The following is a 14,843-nucleotide window of genomic DNA, read 5'->3' on the forward strand; positions in this document are numbered from 1 at the left end:
CGGGGTCGAATGGTCGGCATCGCGTGAGATCACCCCGGCGCTTGCCCGTCCCGAACGACAGGGCTGAGTGCCGTCGGACTCAGCCCGGGAACCGGAGGTCGGGGCGCGACAGCTCCGGGCGCATCTGCCCTCGACGTCCAGGCCGTAAGGGTGGCGGTCGGCGACGGCCCTCCAGGCGGGAAATGCGGGGCGAACATGAGGAAAGGGCGCCGGCAGTCATTGCCAGCGCCCTCTGTTGAAAGGATATGGGTCTTGCGGCCGAGGTATTACCCGGCATTCTGCAGGATGTAGCGCACTTCGGCCTGGTCACCGTCTTCCTTGGCACGCTTGAGCTGGATCAGCTCGTTGGTGGAGAAGTCGGCGGGGTTCACGTCCAGCGCCTCTGCCAGCTGCAGATGGCCCGCGGAGAAGGAGCTGTTGCGGGTCGAGAAGGTCGCGCTGCCAGCATTCGAGTCGGCACCATTGTCCTTCAGGTAATTGACGCGGCTCTGGTCCTGCTCTTCGGTGGCCCTGCGCAGTTCCACCAGCTCGTTCGTCGCGTAGGCAGCGGGGTTCACGCCCAGCGACTCGGCCAGCTGCACATGGCCGGCAGAGGTCCGATCGTCGCCGGAATTGTCGGTCAGGTTGCCGTCTAGGATCGCGTTGACGACGGTCCAGTCGCCTTTCTCCTTGGCTGCGATCAGCGTGATCAGTTCGTTGGTCGTGTAGACGCCGGGCTCCACGCCGGCAGAAGCGGCCAGCTGGTCGGAGGCCAGAACCGGAGAGGCGATTGCGAGGGCGATGGCGGTGGTCAGTGCAAAGCGTTTCATTGTGTTCCCTTTCCTGGGGTCGTCAGAGGTTTCTCGTTTCAGTTTCGCCGGCGGTGTCGTCGCTGGCTGAGAACCGGAGATGGGGGACGCCATGAAAATTCGGAAGTCTGAGAAATTTGAGAGACTTCTGTGCATGGGGGCACATCACGGACGCTCGATTGCCCTTGTCGGACTCATTGTGCGAACAGGGTCCATGTTTCTGAGCGGTTTCCGGAATCCATGGCGGGAACATAAGGTGTTTCAGTCGGTTGCCGGCCGCGGTTCCTCCACGGGACCTCAAGAAACCGAGAGCGCACGTGTCTGGTTTTTTATCTCGGGTGAGGGCTTGTGGCGCCAGATTTCCGGCTCAGAGCGACAGCTTCTGCGGTTTTCGCACAGATCTCAGTCGGCTGTTCCTTTGGCCTCAGGCGCATCGATGGTGACGAGGCCGAGGCGACGGGCTGCGGCGAGCGAGAGGACCGAGCTGTCCAGGCCGAGCGGTTGCTGAAAACGGCGGATGGCGTTGCGCGTGTCCGCGTCGAGCGACCCGGTGGCCCGTCCTTCGTAGAGGCCGCGCGCGGCGAGGGCCCGCTGAAGCGTCGCCACGTTGTCCGGGGTAAGGGAGGCGGGGCAGGGAGTTTCGAACCAGATTTCGCGGCGTGGTTCGGCGATCTTCTGTCGGCTCCGCGTCTCGGTGCGAGCGGGGACAAGGATCTCGCCGTCGGCTCCAAGCTCTGCTGGGGTGAGGACGACCTCTTCGGTGATTGTCTCCAACATGGCCGGGATCTCCTCGAGGCCCCAACAGGTGCCGGGGGCGGCGTTCTCCGGACCCTCGGCACCGAAGGAGGCGATCTGTGGCGGTCCGTCCAGCGGGTCGATCACGGGTTGCCGGCCGGTCGGGGCGCAGGCCGCCAGCAAGAGGGCACCGACTATATGAAAGCGGAAGGGCTGGGACATGGGGCGCGGCGCGTGGCTCCCGGCGGCGGCATCAGGACGGGGCGGAAGGCTAGCGGCTTGGCGTCCGGGAGCAAGCCGATTGCGCGCCTGTTTCCGGGCGCTGGCGAGAAAACGTGACGGGTGCGGCGCAGACGTGATCAGGGCGTGCCGGCATGCGCATCGATATCGAAGCCCGGTGTCAGCAGGAGGTCGAGCATCGGCGAGATGTCCTCGATCTGCTCGGCGACCACGTGAACGACCGTCTGCTCCCTCTGCAACCGCCCGGTCACCCGCAACAGCCGCCCGGCGATCACGGCGCGGCGGTAGCGCTCGTAGAGCTTGGCCCAGACCACCACGTTGCAGGTGCCGGTCTCGTCCTCGAGCGTGAGGAAGATCACCCCCTTGGCGGTGCCGGGCCGCTGTCGCACCAGCACCAGCCCCGCGACGGCGACCCGCGCGCCGTCCGGCGGGCGGACGAGTTCGGCCGCGGGAATGCAGGCGGGCGGGCGAGGCCAGCTGTCCGGGTGCGGTGGGGGAGGGTGCGGCAGGCGGTCGGGCATGAGAACAAGTATCGAACATTCGTGCCGCTTGTCCAGCCGGCGTCCTGACTGGCATTGCCGGTGCGGATGGCCTATGTCAGCGGCGTAAGCCAACCGACCGGCAGCTAGAAGGACCAGTTTCGTGCCCAAGATCACTTACATCGAGCATTCGGGGAAGGAGCATGTCGTGGAGGTCGCCAGCGGCCTGACCGTGATGGAGGGTGCGCGCGACAATGGCGTTCCCGGGATCGACGCCGATTGCGGCGGCGCCTGTGCCTGCTCCACCTGCCACGCCTATATCCCCGCCGAATGGAGCGAGCGCCTGCCGGCGGTCGAGGCGATGGAAGAGGACATGCTGGATTTCGCCTATGAGACCAAGCCGGGCCTGTCGCGCCTGACCTGCCAGATCAAGGTGACCGACGACATGGACGGGCTCGTCGTCCAGCTGCCCGAAAAGCAGATCTGATGCGGGCCGGCCGGATCGGCCTCTGCCTTTCCGTTGCCCTCGCGGGGCTCGTCCTTGCCGGCCCCTCGGTGGCCGCTGTGGGGTGCGCCGAGGGCGACGGCGCCTGGGTGACCCGCGCCTGTTACGACGTTACCCAGCCTGGACGACCCGCCTACGGACATGACGTGTTGGGCGGCACGCCCGAGTGGGACACGCTGCGGGTCGAGCTTGGACCGCGGGGGCGTGCAGCGCTCGGCGAGACCGCGATCTCGATGGTCGTTCCAGAGAGTCAGATTATCGAGGACATCGCGCCGCGGGTCGCGCAGGTGGACGGCGCCGGGGCACCGGAGGTCGTCATAGTGATTTCCGACCGCAGTCGGGGCGCACGGCTCGCGGTGCTGGAGCTGTCGAGTCGCAGGCTAATCTCCACGCCGCCGATCGGGACGCGCAACCGCTGGCTGGCGCCGGTCGGCATCGCCGATCTCGATGGCGACGGCGCGGTGGAACTGGCCTATGTGGACCGTCCTCACCTTGCGAGGGTGCTGCGCGTCTGGCGGTATCAGGATGGCGGGCTGGAGCAGATCGCCGCGGTCGAAGGTGTGACCAACCACCGGATCGGCGAGAGCCGTATCTCGGGCGGCCTGCGTGACTGTGGCAACGGGCCGGAGATGGTGCTGGCGTCGGCGGATTGGACCCGTGTGGTGACGGCCACCCTTGCCGGTGGGCAACTGGTGCTTCGGGATCTCGGTCTTCCGGCAACCGGTGCGGGCTTCGCCGCGGCTATGGAGTGCGGGGGCTAGGGGCTCCCGCCCGTCGTCGACGCATCGCGGATGCGTCTCCTCCCGTTGGGCCGGGCCGCGCGCAAAGCGCGCGGGGCGATCTTTCGGACGAAAGATCGTGCCTTCGGCGGGGACATCTTCAGACAGATGGCGCCCCGGCGAACGGTCAGGTCCGGCGACGTTGCGGTTTCTTCTTCGGAGCGGCGGCGGGCTTGAACTCCTTGTCGAGGCCGAGCTGGTCGCGCAGGACCCGGCCCTTGATTTCCTCGACCTCGCCGGGCTTGAGGTCGCCCAGTCGGAAGGGGCCATAGCTGATACGGATCAGCCGGTTGACCACCATGCCGACGGCTTCCATGGCGCGGCGGATCTCGCGGTTGCGGCCCTCGCGGAGGGAGACGGTAACCCAGGCATTGGCCCCCTGCTGGCGGTCGAGCGTGACGGTCATCGGCTGGAAGCGTTCGCCCTCGATCACCAGACCCTTTCGCAGCGGCTCGAAGGTTGTGTCGTCCGGGGCGCCCTTCATCCGGACACGGTACTTGCGGACCCAACCGGTCGAAGGCAGCTCGAGGCGGCGCTTGATGGCTCCGTCGTTGGTCAGCAGAAGCAGACCCTCGGAGTTGATATCCAGCCGACCCACGGACATCACGCGCGGCATGCCTTCGGGAAGGGCATCGAAGACCGTCTGGCGGCCTTTCTCGTCCTTGGCTGTCGTTACCAGACCCGCGGGCTTGTGATAGAGCCAGAGGCGCGGCTGTTCGGCTTCGGCGAGCGGCTGACCGTCGACGGAGACCCGGTCGGACGGAGTGACGTTGAGGGCGGGACTCGTGATCGTGGCGCCGTTCACCGTAACGCGTCCGGCGGCAATCAGGGTTTCGGCCTCGCGGCGGGAGGCGCGTCCGGAGCGGGCGATCACCTTGGCGATGCGTTCGCCATCCTTCGGGGGCTGGGGTGTGTCGGTCATGGCTCCGGATACGCTGGCGCGGCGGGCTGGACAAGGGCGCACGCACAGGGCAGGGGAGGTCCATGAGCTTTACCAGCCACATGGAGACAGCCCTGCAGGAAGCCCGCGCTGCCGGAGAGCGCGGCGAGGTGCCCGTGGGTGCGGTGGTGGTCGATCCGTCGGGCCGGGTGGTGGCGCGGGCCGGAAACCGGATGCGGGAGCTACACGACCCCTCGGCCCATGCCGAGGTGCTGGCGATCCGGGCGGCCTGTGCCGCGGCGGGGTCGGAGCGGCTCCCGGGCCACGCGCTCTATGTGACGCTGGAGCCCTGTCCGGCCTGCGCGGCGATCATCTCGGCGGCCCGGATCGCGCGGCTCTACTATGGCGCGTCCGACCCGAAATCGGGCGGCGTGGCGCAGGGGCCGCGGATCTTTACCCATGAGCAGGCCCACCACGTGCCCGAGGTCTACGACGGGATCGCGGCGGCAGAGTCCGAGCAGCTGCTGAAGGCGTTCTTTGCCGCCCGGCGCTGATCCCGGTCGGATCAGAAGTCGAGGGTCTCCATCACCTCGGGCGTCCTGACGTCCAAGCCGGGCAGGGCGTCCACCAGCGGCTGGGCGGATTGGGCAAGCAGCGGGAAAGTGCGGTAGTGGCAGGGGATGACAACCTTGAAATCGAAGAACTTCTTCGCGGCATAGGCGGCGCGCGCCATGTCCATCGTGTAATGGCCACCGCAGCAGAGGATGCCGATGTCGGGCGCGTGGAGGTCCGCCATCACCGCCATGTCCGCCATCACGTCGGTGTCGCCGGTTACGTAGATCCTGTGGCCCTCGCCCGAGATCATGAAGCCGGCTTCCGAGCCGGCGGGCAGGAGGCCCTTGCCGGTGAAGTCGATCGAGGCCGAATGGACCGCGTTGACCATCGTCACCTGGACATCGCCGAGCGAGATCGTGCCGCCCTTGCCGAAGCCGATGGCCTCGACCCCCTCGGCGCCGAGCCAGCTTGCCAGTTCGTGGATGGCGCAGACCGGGATGCCAAGTTCGGTGGCAAGGCCCTGCGCGTCGCCGGCGTGGTCGCCGTGGCCGTGGGTGAGCAGGATGTGGGTTGCGCCGGCGATGGCCTCGGCCCGCCGGTCGGCGGGAAACACCGGGTTGCCGGTGAACCAGGGATCGACCAGGAGCACTTGGTCCCCGATCTGGATGCGAAAGCCGGAATGGCCGAGCCAGGTGATCTTCATTTGATTCCTCCCGCGATGGACGCCATGTGCCTGGGACAAGGGTACTCGGGAGCGGGATGAATGGAAGACTTGTTGCGCCAGGTAGACGGCTATTGCGAGCGCACCGATTTCACCTACTGGTCGGAGCCGGTGAATGCTGTCACGAACGCGGCGTTCCTGCTGGCGGCCTGGATCATGTGGCGGCGGCTGCGAGGCGAGGAGGCGCCGCTTGCCCGGGCGCTGGTTCTGGTGCTGGCGGCGATCGGGATCGGGTCCTACCTGTTTCATACCCATGCGACGGTCTGGGGCGCGATTGCCGACACCACCCCCATCGGGATATTCATCCTCCTCTACATATATGCGGCGAACCGGGTGTTCTGGGGCTTGCCTGTGGCCTGGTCCCTGTTGGGCATGGCCGCGTTTCTTCCGTTCGCGGCTCTGACCGTGCCGCTCTTCCAGTCCTTGCCGTTCTTCGAGGTGTCCGCCGCCTACTGGCCGGTGCCGCTGCTGATCGCCGCCTATGCCGTGGCCTTGCGGTCGCGCGCTCCGGCGACGGCGCGGGGACTGGCGATCGGGGCCGGTGTGCTGGTGGTCTCGCTCGCGTTCCGTTCGGTCGACGAGGCGGTCTGCGCCGGCTTCCCGTGGGGGACCCATTTCCTGTGGCACCTGCTCAACGCAGTGATGCTCGGCTGGATGATCGAAGTGCTGCGGCGGCACGGCGCGCGCGGCTGAGGCGGCCCGGGGGGGCTCCCGCCAGGGCGCGCCGCTGGTGCGTCTCGCCCTGTTGGGCGTGGCGCGCGCTGACGCGCGCGGGGCGGTTTTCCCCGGTTCGTCAGCCGGGTTGGGGCCAGTGGCGGTGGTGATCGTCGATCACGTAGGTGTGGCGGTGCGGTCCTTCGCCCTGCAGATGCGGATGATCGGGAGGAAGGTCGTCGTGGCTATGCGCGATGTCGCGCGGGGCATGCGGTCGCCAGATCCGGCTGGCGACTGCCAGCCCTGTGGCGGCGAGGGTGGCGAGCACGAGGAGGGCGGTCACCGCCCCGAACCGGGTCATCAGCCAGCCGGCCAACGGGTAGGTGACGAGCCAGCAGGCGTGAGAGAGTGCGAACTGGGCGGCGAAAACGGCCGGGCGGTCCTCGGGGTGGGAGGAGCGGCGCAGCAGCCGGCCGGAGGGCGTCAGCACGGCCGAGTAGCCAAGGCCGATCGCCAGCCACCCCAGAAGAAGCATGGGCCAGGACAGGCCCCGCGCCGCAACCGCCAGTGCCAGAAGGAAAAGGGTGGCGGTCGTCAAACCGGCGCCCGCCCGCATCACGCCGCGGTCGGGAAGGCGGTCCAGCAGGCGCGGCAGGGCCAGCGCGGCGACCATCGAGCCTGCACCGAAGACGGCGAGCGCCAGGGCCACTGCCCCCTCTCCGCGTCCGAGCGGGCCGCGGACGAGAACCACGGTGTTGACGATCACCATCGCGCCGGCCGCCGCGGCGGAGAGGTTGAGCGCCAGCAGTCCGCGCAGGCGGGGCGTGTTGAGGTAGATCCTCAGGCCGCGGGTCGTGGCGTCGTAGAGGCTGCGGCGCCGGGTCGGGGCCGGCGCGGGCAGGATCACGGAGAGGACGAGCATGGCGGAGGCGGCGAATCCGGCGCTCGTGCCAACAAAGAGCGTGTCGAAGCTCACCAGCGTCAGCAGTGCGGCCGCGAGCAGTGGGGAAAGCAGAGACTCCAGGTCGTAGGCGAGGCGCGAGAGCGACAGCGCGCGGGTGTAATCGGCCTCGTCCGGTAGTACGTCGGGGATCGTCGCCTGGAAGCTCGGGGTAAAGGCCGCGGAGGCGGCTTGCAGCACCAGGACGAGAAGGTAGATCTGCCAGATCTCGGAGACGAAGGGCAGCGCCAGCGCCACGGCGGCGCGGAGCAGGTCGAGCGACACCAGCAGCCATCGGCGCGGCCAGCAGGCGGCGAGAGCGCCGGCGACCGGGGCGACCGTCACATAGGCGATCATCTTGATGGTGAGAGCGGTGCCCAGCACCATGCCCGCCTGCGGCCCGGCCAGGTCATAGGCCAGAAGGCCGAGCGCGACCGTGGCCAGCCCGGTTCCGAGCAGCGCGACGACCTGGGCCGCGAAGAGGTGGCGGTAGGTGCGGTTTGCGAGGATGGCAAGCATTTCGGGTCTCGGTGCGATACCTGCCGCCAAGGCTAGCGCTGCCGGGCGCTCTGAGGCAAGCCGGCGCGGTGAAAGCGCGCGGGCTCGCGCGTCTGCGGCTTGCGGCCCGCGCGGGCCGGGGATAAACCCGTCGCGATCATCCGCCCGACCCCGGAGGCCCCATGTCGATCGACACCGAAACCGCGCGCCGCGTGGCCAAGCTCGCCCGTATCAAGGTCGAGGAAGACGCGCTGCCCGCGCTCGCCGGCGAGTTCAACGCCATTCTCGGCTTCATCGAGCAACTGAACGAAGTGGACGTGGACGGCGTGGAGCCGATGACCTCGGTCACGCCGATGCGGCTGAAGCGTCGTGTCGACGAGGTGACCGACGGCGGATACCAGGAGAAGGTGCTCGCCAACGCGCCCGACGCCCGCGAGGGCTTCTTTGCCGTGCCGAAGGTGGTTGAATGATGTCCGAACTGACCAAGCTGACGATTGCCGAGGCCCGCGACAGGCTGCGCGCCGGTGACGTGACCGCGACCGAGCTGACCGAGGCCTGCCTCGCCGAGATCGAGAAAGCCGATGCGCTCGGCGCCTTCGTGCACAAGACCCCGGAACTGGCCCTGCAACAGGCCGCTGCCGCCGATGCCCGCATCCAGGGCAGGGCGGAGAACCCGATGTGCGGCATTCCGCTGGGCATCAAGGATCTGTTCTGCACCCAGGGTGTGCCGAGCCAGGCCGCGTCGAACATCCTCGAGGGCTTCAAGCCGCAGTACGAGTCGACCGTCACCACGCAGCTCTGGCAGGCCGGCGCGATCATGCTGGGCAAGCTCAACATGGACGAATTCGCCATGGGCTCGTCCAACGAGACGTCCTGCTACGGCAACGCGGTGAACCCCTGGCGGCGCGGCAACGAAGAGACCGCGCTGACTCCGGGCGGCTCGTCCGGCGGTTCGGCCTCGGCCGTTGCGGCCGATCTCTGCCTTGCGGCGACCGGCACCGATACCGGCGGCTCGATCCGCCAGCCTGCCGCCTTCACCGGCATCACCGGGCTGAAGCCGACCTATGGGCGCTGTTCCCGCTGGGGCATTGTCGCCTTCGCCTCGTCGCTGGACCAGGCCGGCCCGATGACCAAGTCGGTCCGCGACGCGGCGATCATGCTGCGCGCCATGGCCGGGCACGATCCGAAGGACAGCACCTCGGCCGACATCCCGGTGCCGGATTTCGAGGCCGCGATCACCGGCGACATCCGTGGCAAGACCATCGGCATTCCCAAGGAATACCGGATGGAGGGCATGCCGGCCGAGATCGAGAAGCTCTGGGCCGACGGTGCCGACATGCTGCGCGACGCCGGCGCCAAGATCGTCGATATCTCGCTGCCGCACACCAGGTACGCGCTGCCGACCTATTATGTCATCGCGCCGGCCGAGGCGTCGTCCAACCTCGCCCGCTACGACGGGGTCCGCTTCGGCCACCGGGCCAAGCTGGCGCAGGGCGACGGCATCACCGAGATGTACGAGAAAACCCGCGCCGAGGGCTTCGGCGCCGAAGTGCAGCGCCGCGTGATGGTCGGCACCTACGTGCTCTCCGCCGGCTTCTACGATGCCTATTACAACCGCGCACGAAAGGTGCGCGCACTCATCAAGCGCGACTTCGACGAGGCCTTCGCGAGTGGGGTTGACGCGATCCTGACGCCGGCCACGCCGTCGGCGGCCTTCGGACTGGGCGAGATGGCGGATGCCGATCCGGTTCAGATGTATCTCAACGACGTCTTCACGGTGACGGTGAACCTCGCCGGCCTGCCCGGCATCTCGGTGCCGACCGGCGTGGATTCGTCCGGCCTGCCGCTGGGGCTGCAGCTGATCGGCCAGCCGTGGGAAGAGGGGGCGCTTCTCAATGTTGCGCAGACCCTCGAGGATGCGGCCGGGTTTGTGGCCAAACCGGCACGCTGGTGGTAGCCTGCCTCGAAAGGCAATGACGGGCGGTATGAAAAGATGAGGCGAATGGCCTTCCCGGTCGTGGCGATCCTCTCGCTTGCGGCATGTGAACCCCAGGTTCCCGACAGTGGGGCCGGGGTCGGTTTCGGAAGTTACTCCGAGTATCAATCCCAGATGGCCCAGGAGCGGGCCGCGCGGAACGCGCAGTTGTCGGGCACGACCACGGTGCGCGCTCCGGAAGCCACCGGCGCGCCCTCTCCGACCGCGGTGCCCTCGACCGGCGTGACCTCCGCCGATCTCGCCGCCGCCGGGATCGGTTCGGCGCAGACAGCTCCCGGCAGCGCCGCCATCACGCCTGCTCCGGCCGGCAGCGCGGTCATCACCCCTGCGCCGGGCGCGCCCCTGGCCGCAACGGCCGCCGGCGCGGCCTATGTGGGCGGAAGCAACCCCGGGATTTCGGACGAGCAGGACTTCAGCGCCGTCGCCTCCCGCGAGAGCATCCAGAGCGATGCGGATCGGATCGCCCAGCAGCGGGCACAGCGCGAGGTCGTCGCACCGGCGGCCGTGCCGAGCCGGCCCGGCGATACCGGGCCCGACATCGTCGCCTATGCCCTGCAGACAACCAACCCGGTCGGGCGTCAGGCCTACATGCGGACGCTTCCGAGCCAGAGCAAGGCCACGCGCAACTGTGCCAAGTACCCGTCGCCCGACGTGGCCCAGCGTGCCTTCCTTAACGCCGGCGGACCGGAGCGCGACCGCTACGGCATCGACCCGGACGGCGACGGATTTGCCTGCGGCTGGAACCCGGAGCCGTTCCGCCGCGCCGTCGGCCGCTGAGCGCGGCTGTGGAGCGCTGCATGCAGGCGCCGTCGCCCAACGTCGGCCCGCGCCGGGGCGGCGTTCTGCCGGACATGGTCGTTCTCCATTACACCGCGATGGCGAGCGCCGAGGCGGCGCTGGAGCGGCTCTGTGACCCGGAGGCGGAGGTCTCCTGTCACTACCTGATCGGGCGGGACGGGCGCTGCTGGCGCCTGGTGGACGAGGCCGAACGCGCCTGGCACGCCGGTGCCGGAAGCTGGGGCGGCAGGGCGGACGTCAACAGCCATTCCATCGGGATCGAGCTCGACAATCCTGGCGATGCCCCGTTCTCGGAGCCGTTGATGGCCACGCTCGAGCGCCTGCTGCCGGAGATTTTCCAGCGATGGGGGATCGCGCCGCACCGGGTGATCGCCCATTCCGACATGGCGCCGGCGCGCAAGCTCGATCCCGGCCCACGGTTCGACTGGCGACGGCTTGCGATCGGTGGGCTGGCCTGCTGGCCGAAGGCCGGCGCGGCCGGCGAGGGGGTCGGTGCCCCCGAGGTGGCCGCTCCCCCCGCCGTCGACGCAGGCGCCCCGGCGCCGCAGGAGGCGGCCTTCCGCGCGGCGCTGGTGGCCTTCGGCTACCCGGATGAGGTCGAGACGGCCCCGCTGCTCGCAGCCTTCCGAAGCCGCTTCCGTCCCTGGGCCACAGGATCGTTCCAAGCGGCAGATCTGGCGCTGGCCATGGACCTCGCCCACCGCTTTCCCATTGACCGCGCCCCGGTGACTGCATAGGTCAGCTGGGCGTGGATGGCTGGATGGCCGCGGTCCCGGTGCGAGCCGGGGACGAGGAAAGTCCGGACTCCCTGAAGCAACGGTGCCGGGTAACGCCCGGGCGGGGCAACCCGACGGAAAGCGCCACAGAGAACAGACCGCCGCGCTTGCGCGGCAAGGGTGAAACGGTGGGGTAAGAGCCCACCGCGGGGCTGGCAACAGCACCGGCACGGCAAGCCCCACCGGGAGCAATGCCACATAGGACCTCCGCGGGGCTTGTCCCCGGGGCCGCTTCAGCCCCAGGCAGGTCGGGTAGGCAGCTTGAGCCCGTCGGCAACGGCGGGCCGAGAGGAATGGTCATCCAGGGGGGCTCGCCCCCCGGACAGAATCCGGCTTACAGGCCGTCCGCGCGCCTCTCTCAGCTTGTTGTTCTCCTGTCACGAATCCGGTGCTAGGTTTTCAGCACATAGATCAGGGAGAGCCAGAAATGAGTTTCATCAAGACGCTTGCCGCCGTCGCTGTCGGTGTCGCCGCCACGAAAGGCTACCAGAAATACCAGAAATCCGGCGGCATGGCCGGGATGCAGGACATGCTGAAGGGCGCCGGCGACAGCCCGGCCGCCGAACAGCTCGGCAAGATGGCGGAGCAATTCGGCATTCCGGGCGGCTCCGCGCGGGTCAAGGAGATGCTCGGGCAGATGGGAACCGCCACCGCCCAGGCCACCGAGGCGACCACCGCCGGGCTGGGCAGCCTGATGAACACCATGCGCGGCGCCGCCGAGGCCGGCTCCAAGCAATCGGCGGAAATGATGGAGGCGATCTTCGGCAACACACCCGCCGGCCCGCTGATGGAAGAGCAGGCCAAGCTGATGCTCAAGGCCATGATCATGGCTGCCAAGGCGGACGGCCAAATCACCCCCGACGAGCAGGCCGCGATCATGGAGCATCTCAAGGACGCCTCCGAGGACGAACGCGCCTTCGTGCTGGAAGAACTGAAGAAACCCCTCGACATCGCGAGCCTAGCCTCGGCCACCTCGGATTCCGCCCGCGAGACCGTCTATTCGACCTCGCTCTCGGCGATCAGCATCGACACGGAGGCCGAGCGTGCTTACCTGCGCAACCTCGCGGCTGCGCTTCAGTTGAGCGATGAGGCGCGGGACGCGATCCACGCCAAGCTTGGTATCGCCCCGCTGAAGAGCGCCTGACCCGACATCCCGGGCGGGCGGCTCGATATCGCCATCCGCCCGGGCGCGCTATGCCTTGATTCGGCTTGACAGACGCCCGGTAAGGCTTAGAAAGCCAGCTTCAGATTTCACGGGCGGGACCGTCCGTTACAGGAGACCGAAGCGATGGCTAAGCCCACCACGATCAAGATCCGGCTGAACTCGACCGCCGGCACCGGCCACTTCTACGTGACCAAGAAGAACGCCCGCACGATGACCGAGAAAATGGTCGTTCGTAAGTACGACCCGGTTGCGCGCAAGCACGTCGACTACAAGGAAGGCAAGATCAAGTAAGATCTGCCCTTTCGAGGCCGTATGGAGCCGCGCGGGCAACCGGGCGGCTTCTTGCGTTTTGCACCGCTTTTCCACACTTCCGCCGCGTTGGGCGAGCAGGCTCCGCGCATGGTGTCCGTCTCATCCCATTCAGGCCCTGTCGCCCTGCTGATCGACGGCGACAACATCTCCGCCGACCATGCGCCGGAGATCCTCCGTCTTGCGCGAATGGCGGGAGAGCTGCGCATCCTGCGCGTCTACGGGGATGCCTGCAAGCTTCCGAAATGGGATGCCGTCCCCGGTCTGCGCATGGTGCACTCAGGCCGGGGCAAGAACGCCACCGACATGCTGCTTTGCATCGAGGCGATGGAGATCGCCTTTGCCGGGGTCTGCGGCACGGTGGTCCTGGTAAGTTCGGACGGGGACTTCACCCATCTCGCGCAGCATCTCCGCGAGCGGGGCGTTGCCGTTCTTGGGATCGGCGAGGCCAAGGCGCCCGAAAGCTTCCGGAGGTCCTGCGCGAGGTTTCACGAGATAAAAGCCGGGTCTCCTGTCCTTGCGCAACCCGTCAGGTCAAATCCGAAATGCGAGGAGGGCCCTTCGGAGCGTGATCTGCAGATCCGTGACCTGATTGCCACAAACAGCACTGGCGGACAGGGCATGGAGTTGAAGACCCTGGGTGTAAGGATGTCGCGGGATTTCGGAGTGAAGATCAGCGAATTGCCCGAGCGCACCTGGCGAAGGTACTTCGTCCAGCGCGGCAAGCTGTTCGCGCTCGATCCCCCCGGACCAAGTGCGAAGGTGCGATTCCTGCCCAAAGGTTTCAACGGCCACTAGTGGCGGCGCATCCCCATAATGAAAAAGGCCGGACAACTGCCCGGCCTTTGGTCATTTTCGATATGCTTGCCGTTACTCGCGGTTGCCGAACAGGGTCAGCAGCATCATGAACATGTTGATGAAGTCCAGGTAGAGGCTCAGGGCGCCCATGATGGCGGCCTTGCCGAGCCACTCCTGATCGCCATGCACGGCCATCTGGATGTAGGTGTTCTTGATGTTCTGGGTGTCGTAGGCGGTCAGGCCCGCGAAGATGAGAACGCCGATCACGGAGATGGCGAACATCATCGCCGAGGAGGCGAGGAAGATGTTCACGATCGAAGCCACGATCAGGCCGATCACGCCCATGATCAGGAAGCTGCCCCAACCGGAAATGTCTTTCTTGGTGGTGTAGCCCCAGAGCGACAGGCCTGCGAAGGCGATGGCGGTGATCAAGAAGACCTGGGCGATCGACATCGAGGTGTAGACCAGGAAGATCGAGCTCAGCGACAGGCCCATCACGGCGGCGAAGGCATAGAACACCACCTGCGCCACACCGGCCGACATTCGGTTGATGCCTGCCGAGAAACCGAACACGAACAGCAGCGGCGCGAACATGATCAGCCACTTGAGCGGCGAAGCGTAGATCGCGGCGCCAAAGCTGGTCAGGTAGGTGTCGGCGCCAATTTGATAGGCGCTCGGAACCGACGAGACTGCCAGACCGGAAATCGACCACGCCGCCAGGGCGGTGATAATCATGCCTACGGACATCGTGCCGTAGACCTTGTTCATGTGGGCGCGAAGACCCTCGTCGATCTGGGCCGCGCGTGCGCCCGCGACGCCCGCAGTCCGGATCGTGTCGAATTGAGCCATTGGTACCTCCGTTTATGTCCCGAAAAGCGCCCGCCGGGCAGACGAGCGCTCTTTAAACGGAAATATCGTCGCGCGGTGTCTGCATTTCAAGTCTTTCTCCGACCGGAATGGTCGGGGATCGCCCGATTCTGCAGGTTCAGCCCAGCCAGTGCTGCGGCACGTCCCATGCCGGGCGCGCTGCTTCGATCTGGGCTTCGTAACGGCTGATGCCGATGTCATCCAATGCGCGGTCGTCAAGCATTGCGAGATCGCGGCGCTGGCGGTGCAAGGCGAACATGTTCATCATCTGGCGAAACATGCCTTCGGGGCGGATGGTGCCGAGGAACGGCGTGTTCGTGCTGTGCGTGCTCATCGCAGTCTCCTTAACATTTTGTGAAC

General features: G+C 67.3%; 19 protein-coding genes and 1 other RNA gene. 12 read left to right on the forward strand and 8 right to left on the reverse strand.

Features of this window, described 5'->3' with window-relative positions; genetic code table 11:
* Positions 1-266: 266 nt before the first annotated feature.
* The 3 genes from ACFQ2S_RS05165 to ACFQ2S_RS05175 form a co-directional block, all read right to left on the reverse strand.
* A complete protein-coding gene (locus ACFQ2S_RS05165; protein WP_386073271.1) occupies positions 267-809 on the reverse strand; it encodes a hypothetical protein in 543 nt (180 codons plus the stop codon).
* Positions 810-1,190: 381 nt separating this feature from the next.
* Positions 1,191-1,745 carry a peptidoglycan-binding domain-containing protein gene (locus ACFQ2S_RS05170; RefSeq protein ID WP_386073273.1) on the reverse strand — a complete coding sequence of 185 codons (555 nt, stop codon included), beginning with the start codon at positions 1,743-1,745 and terminating at the stop codon, positions 1,191-1,193.
* A gap of 137 nt (positions 1,746-1,882) precedes the next feature.
* Positions 1,883-2,284: an OB-fold nucleic acid binding domain-containing protein gene (locus ACFQ2S_RS05175; RefSeq protein WP_386073275.1), complete on the reverse strand. Its 402-nt coding sequence runs from the start codon at positions 2,282-2,284 to the stop codon at positions 1,883-1,885.
* A gap of 121 nt (positions 2,285-2,405) precedes the next feature.
* Here ACFQ2S_RS05175 and ACFQ2S_RS05180 point away from each other — a divergent pair, with 121 nt between their 5' ends.
* Positions 2,406-2,729, forward strand: a complete 324-nt coding sequence (locus tag ACFQ2S_RS05180) for a 2Fe-2S iron-sulfur cluster-binding protein (protein ID WP_089230991.1) — start codon at positions 2,406-2,408, stop codon at positions 2,727-2,729.
* Positions 2,729-3,508, forward strand: a complete 780-nt coding sequence (locus ACFQ2S_RS05185; protein WP_386073278.1) for a VCBS repeat-containing protein — start codon at positions 2,729-2,731, stop codon at positions 3,506-3,508. Before ACFQ2S_RS05180 ends, ACFQ2S_RS05185 begins: the two co-directional genes overlap by 1 nt.
* Before the next feature lie 145 nt (positions 3,509-3,653).
* Here the strand turns inward: ACFQ2S_RS05185 and ACFQ2S_RS05190 are convergent, their stop codons facing one another.
* Positions 3,654-4,448 (reverse strand): pseudouridine synthase, encoded by a 795-nt coding sequence (locus ACFQ2S_RS05190; protein ID WP_386073279.1) that lies wholly within the window; start codon positions 4,446-4,448, stop codon positions 3,654-3,656.
* Positions 4,449-4,510: 62 nt separating this feature from the next.
* Between ACFQ2S_RS05190 and ACFQ2S_RS05195 the strand changes: the two genes are divergently transcribed.
* A complete protein-coding gene (locus ACFQ2S_RS05195; protein WP_386073281.1) occupies positions 4,511-4,960 on the forward strand; it encodes a nucleoside deaminase in 450 nt (149 codons plus the stop codon).
* An 11-nt stretch (positions 4,961-4,971) separates the two neighbouring features.
* Here ACFQ2S_RS05195 and ACFQ2S_RS05200 read toward each other — a convergent pair whose 3' ends face one another.
* The gene (locus ACFQ2S_RS05200) at positions 4,972-5,664 is read right to left on the reverse strand and encodes a metal-dependent hydrolase (RefSeq protein ID WP_386073283.1); all 693 of its coding nucleotides are present in this window, start codon (positions 5,662-5,664) and stop codon (positions 4,972-4,974) included.
* Positions 5,665-5,724: 60 nt separating this feature from the next.
* On the opposite strand from ACFQ2S_RS05200, the gene ACFQ2S_RS05205 reads away from it, so the two are divergent.
* The gene (locus ACFQ2S_RS05205; protein WP_386073285.1) at positions 5,725-6,375 is read left to right on the forward strand and encodes a ceramidase domain-containing protein; all 651 of its coding nucleotides are present in this window, start codon (positions 5,725-5,727) and stop codon (positions 6,373-6,375) included.
* 100 nt (positions 6,376-6,475) lie between these two features.
* Here the strand turns inward: ACFQ2S_RS05205 and ACFQ2S_RS05210 are convergent, their stop codons facing one another.
* Positions 6,476-7,795 carry an MFS transporter gene (locus ACFQ2S_RS05210; protein ID WP_386073286.1) on the reverse strand — a complete coding sequence of 440 codons (1,320 nt, stop codon included), beginning with the start codon at positions 7,793-7,795 and terminating at the stop codon, positions 6,476-6,478.
* A 161-nt stretch (positions 7,796-7,956) separates the two neighbouring features.
* On the opposite strand from ACFQ2S_RS05210, the gene gatC reads away from it, so the two are divergent.
* The 8 genes from gatC (at position 7,957) to ACFQ2S_RS05250 (ending at position 13,616) form a co-directional block, all read left to right on the forward strand.
* On the forward strand, positions 7,957-8,244 hold the full coding sequence (gene gatC / locus ACFQ2S_RS05215; RefSeq protein ID WP_089231002.1) for an Asp-tRNA(Asn)/Glu-tRNA(Gln) amidotransferase subunit GatC: 288 nt from the start codon (positions 7,957-7,959) through the stop codon (positions 8,242-8,244).
* Positions 8,244-9,731 carry an Asp-tRNA(Asn)/Glu-tRNA(Gln) amidotransferase subunit GatA gene (gatA, locus tag ACFQ2S_RS05220; protein ID WP_386073287.1) on the forward strand — a complete coding sequence of 496 codons (1,488 nt, stop codon included), beginning with the start codon at positions 8,244-8,246 and terminating at the stop codon, positions 9,729-9,731. Before gatC ends, gatA begins: the two co-directional genes overlap by 1 nt.
* Positions 9,732-9,776: 45 nt before the next feature.
* A complete protein-coding gene (locus ACFQ2S_RS05225) occupies positions 9,777-10,547 on the forward strand; it encodes a hypothetical protein (RefSeq protein WP_386073289.1) in 771 nt (256 codons plus the stop codon).
* A gap of 20 nt (positions 10,548-10,567) precedes the next feature.
* Positions 10,568-11,305 carry an N-acetylmuramoyl-L-alanine amidase gene (locus tag ACFQ2S_RS05230; RefSeq protein WP_386073290.1) on the forward strand — a complete coding sequence of 246 codons (738 nt, stop codon included), beginning with the start codon at positions 10,568-10,570 and terminating at the stop codon, positions 11,303-11,305.
* Between the two features lie 11 nt (positions 11,306-11,316).
* An RNA gene (rnpB, locus tag ACFQ2S_RS05235) (RNase P RNA component class A) lies at positions 11,317-11,697 on the forward strand.
* Positions 11,698-11,771: 74 nt separating this feature from the next.
* Complete coding sequence (locus tag ACFQ2S_RS05240; RefSeq protein ID WP_386073292.1) at positions 11,772-12,488, forward strand: DUF533 domain-containing protein; 717 nt, start codon at positions 11,772-11,774, stop codon at positions 12,486-12,488.
* Positions 12,489-12,632: 144 nt separating this feature from the next.
* Entirely contained in the window at positions 12,633-12,800 is a 168-nt protein-coding gene (rpmG, locus tag ACFQ2S_RS05245) for a 50S ribosomal protein L33 (protein WP_068113852.1), read from the forward strand.
* Positions 12,801-12,908: 108 nt separating this feature from the next.
* Complete coding sequence (locus tag ACFQ2S_RS05250) at positions 12,909-13,616, forward strand: NYN domain-containing protein (RefSeq protein ID WP_386073294.1); 708 nt, start codon at positions 12,909-12,911, stop codon at positions 13,614-13,616.
* A gap of 72 nt (positions 13,617-13,688) precedes the next feature.
* Here the strand turns inward: ACFQ2S_RS05250 and ACFQ2S_RS05255 are convergent, their stop codons facing one another.
* Together ACFQ2S_RS05255 and ACFQ2S_RS05260 are read right to left on the reverse strand one after the other, a co-directional pair.
* Positions 13,689-14,465 carry a Bax inhibitor-1/YccA family protein gene (locus ACFQ2S_RS05255; RefSeq protein ID WP_386073295.1) on the reverse strand — a complete coding sequence of 259 codons (777 nt, stop codon included), beginning with the start codon at positions 14,463-14,465 and terminating at the stop codon, positions 13,689-13,691.
* Positions 14,466-14,601: 136 nt separating this feature from the next.
* Positions 14,602-14,817, reverse strand: coding sequence for a DUF1127 domain-containing protein (locus ACFQ2S_RS05260; RefSeq protein ID WP_386073297.1), 216 nt, complete (start codon positions 14,815-14,817; stop codon positions 14,602-14,604).
* Between the last annotated feature and the right edge of the window lie 26 nt (positions 14,818-14,843).

The organism is Tropicimonas aquimaris (assembly GCF_042676185.1).
GTDB lineage: Bacteria > Pseudomonadota > Alphaproteobacteria > Rhodobacterales > Rhodobacteraceae > Tropicimonas > Tropicimonas aquimaris.

Bases quoted from the DNA above. Each gene is read 5' to 3' on its own strand.
- ACFQ2S_RS05165 (WP_386073271.1), bottom strand. From the start codon at position 809: ATGAAACGCTTTGCACTGACCACCGCCATCGCCCTCGCAATCGCCTCT.
- ACFQ2S_RS05170 (WP_386073273.1), bottom strand. From the start codon at position 1,745: ATGTCCCAGCCCTTCCGCTTTCATATAGTCGGTGCCCTCTTGCTGGCG.
- ACFQ2S_RS05175 (WP_386073275.1), bottom strand. From the start codon at position 2,284: ATGCCCGACCGCCTGCCGCACCCTCCCCCACCGCACCCGGACAGCTGG.
- ACFQ2S_RS05185 (WP_386073278.1), top strand. From the start codon at position 2,729: ATGCGGGCCGGCCGGATCGGCCTCTGCCTTTCCGTTGCCCTCGCGGGG.
- ACFQ2S_RS05190 (WP_386073279.1), bottom strand. From the start codon at position 4,448: ATGACCGACACACCCCAGCCCCCGAAGGATGGCGAACGCATCGCCAAG.
- ACFQ2S_RS05195 (WP_386073281.1), top strand. From the start codon at position 4,511: ATGAGCTTTACCAGCCACATGGAGACAGCCCTGCAGGAAGCCCGCGCT.
- ACFQ2S_RS05200 (WP_386073283.1), bottom strand. From the start codon at position 5,664: ATGAAGATCACCTGGCTCGGCCATTCCGGCTTTCGCATCCAGATCGGG.
- ACFQ2S_RS05205 (WP_386073285.1), top strand. From the start codon at position 5,725: ATGGAAGACTTGTTGCGCCAGGTAGACGGCTATTGCGAGCGCACCGAT.
- ACFQ2S_RS05210 (WP_386073286.1), bottom strand. From the start codon at position 7,795: ATGCTTGCCATCCTCGCAAACCGCACCTACCGCCACCTCTTCGCGGCC.
- gatC (WP_089231002.1), top strand. From the start codon at position 7,957: ATGTCGATCGACACCGAAACCGCGCGCCGCGTGGCCAAGCTCGCCCGT.
- gatA (WP_386073287.1), top strand. From the start codon at position 8,244: ATGTCCGAACTGACCAAGCTGACGATTGCCGAGGCCCGCGACAGGCTG.
- ACFQ2S_RS05225 (WP_386073289.1), top strand. From the start codon at position 9,777: ATGGCCTTCCCGGTCGTGGCGATCCTCTCGCTTGCGGCATGTGAACCC.
- ACFQ2S_RS05230 (WP_386073290.1), top strand. From the start codon at position 10,568: ATGCAGGCGCCGTCGCCCAACGTCGGCCCGCGCCGGGGCGGCGTTCTG.
- ACFQ2S_RS05240 (WP_386073292.1), top strand. From the start codon at position 11,772: ATGAGTTTCATCAAGACGCTTGCCGCCGTCGCTGTCGGTGTCGCCGCC.
- rpmG (WP_068113852.1), top strand. From the start codon at position 12,633: ATGGCTAAGCCCACCACGATCAAGATCCGGCTGAACTCGACCGCCGGC.
- ACFQ2S_RS05250 (WP_386073294.1), top strand. From the start codon at position 12,909: ATGGTGTCCGTCTCATCCCATTCAGGCCCTGTCGCCCTGCTGATCGAC.
- ACFQ2S_RS05255 (WP_386073295.1), bottom strand. From the start codon at position 14,465: ATGGCTCAATTCGACACGATCCGGACTGCGGGCGTCGCGGGCGCACGC.
- ACFQ2S_RS05260 (WP_386073297.1), bottom strand. From the start codon at position 14,817: ATGAGCACGCACAGCACGAACACGCCGTTCCTCGGCACCATCCGCCCC.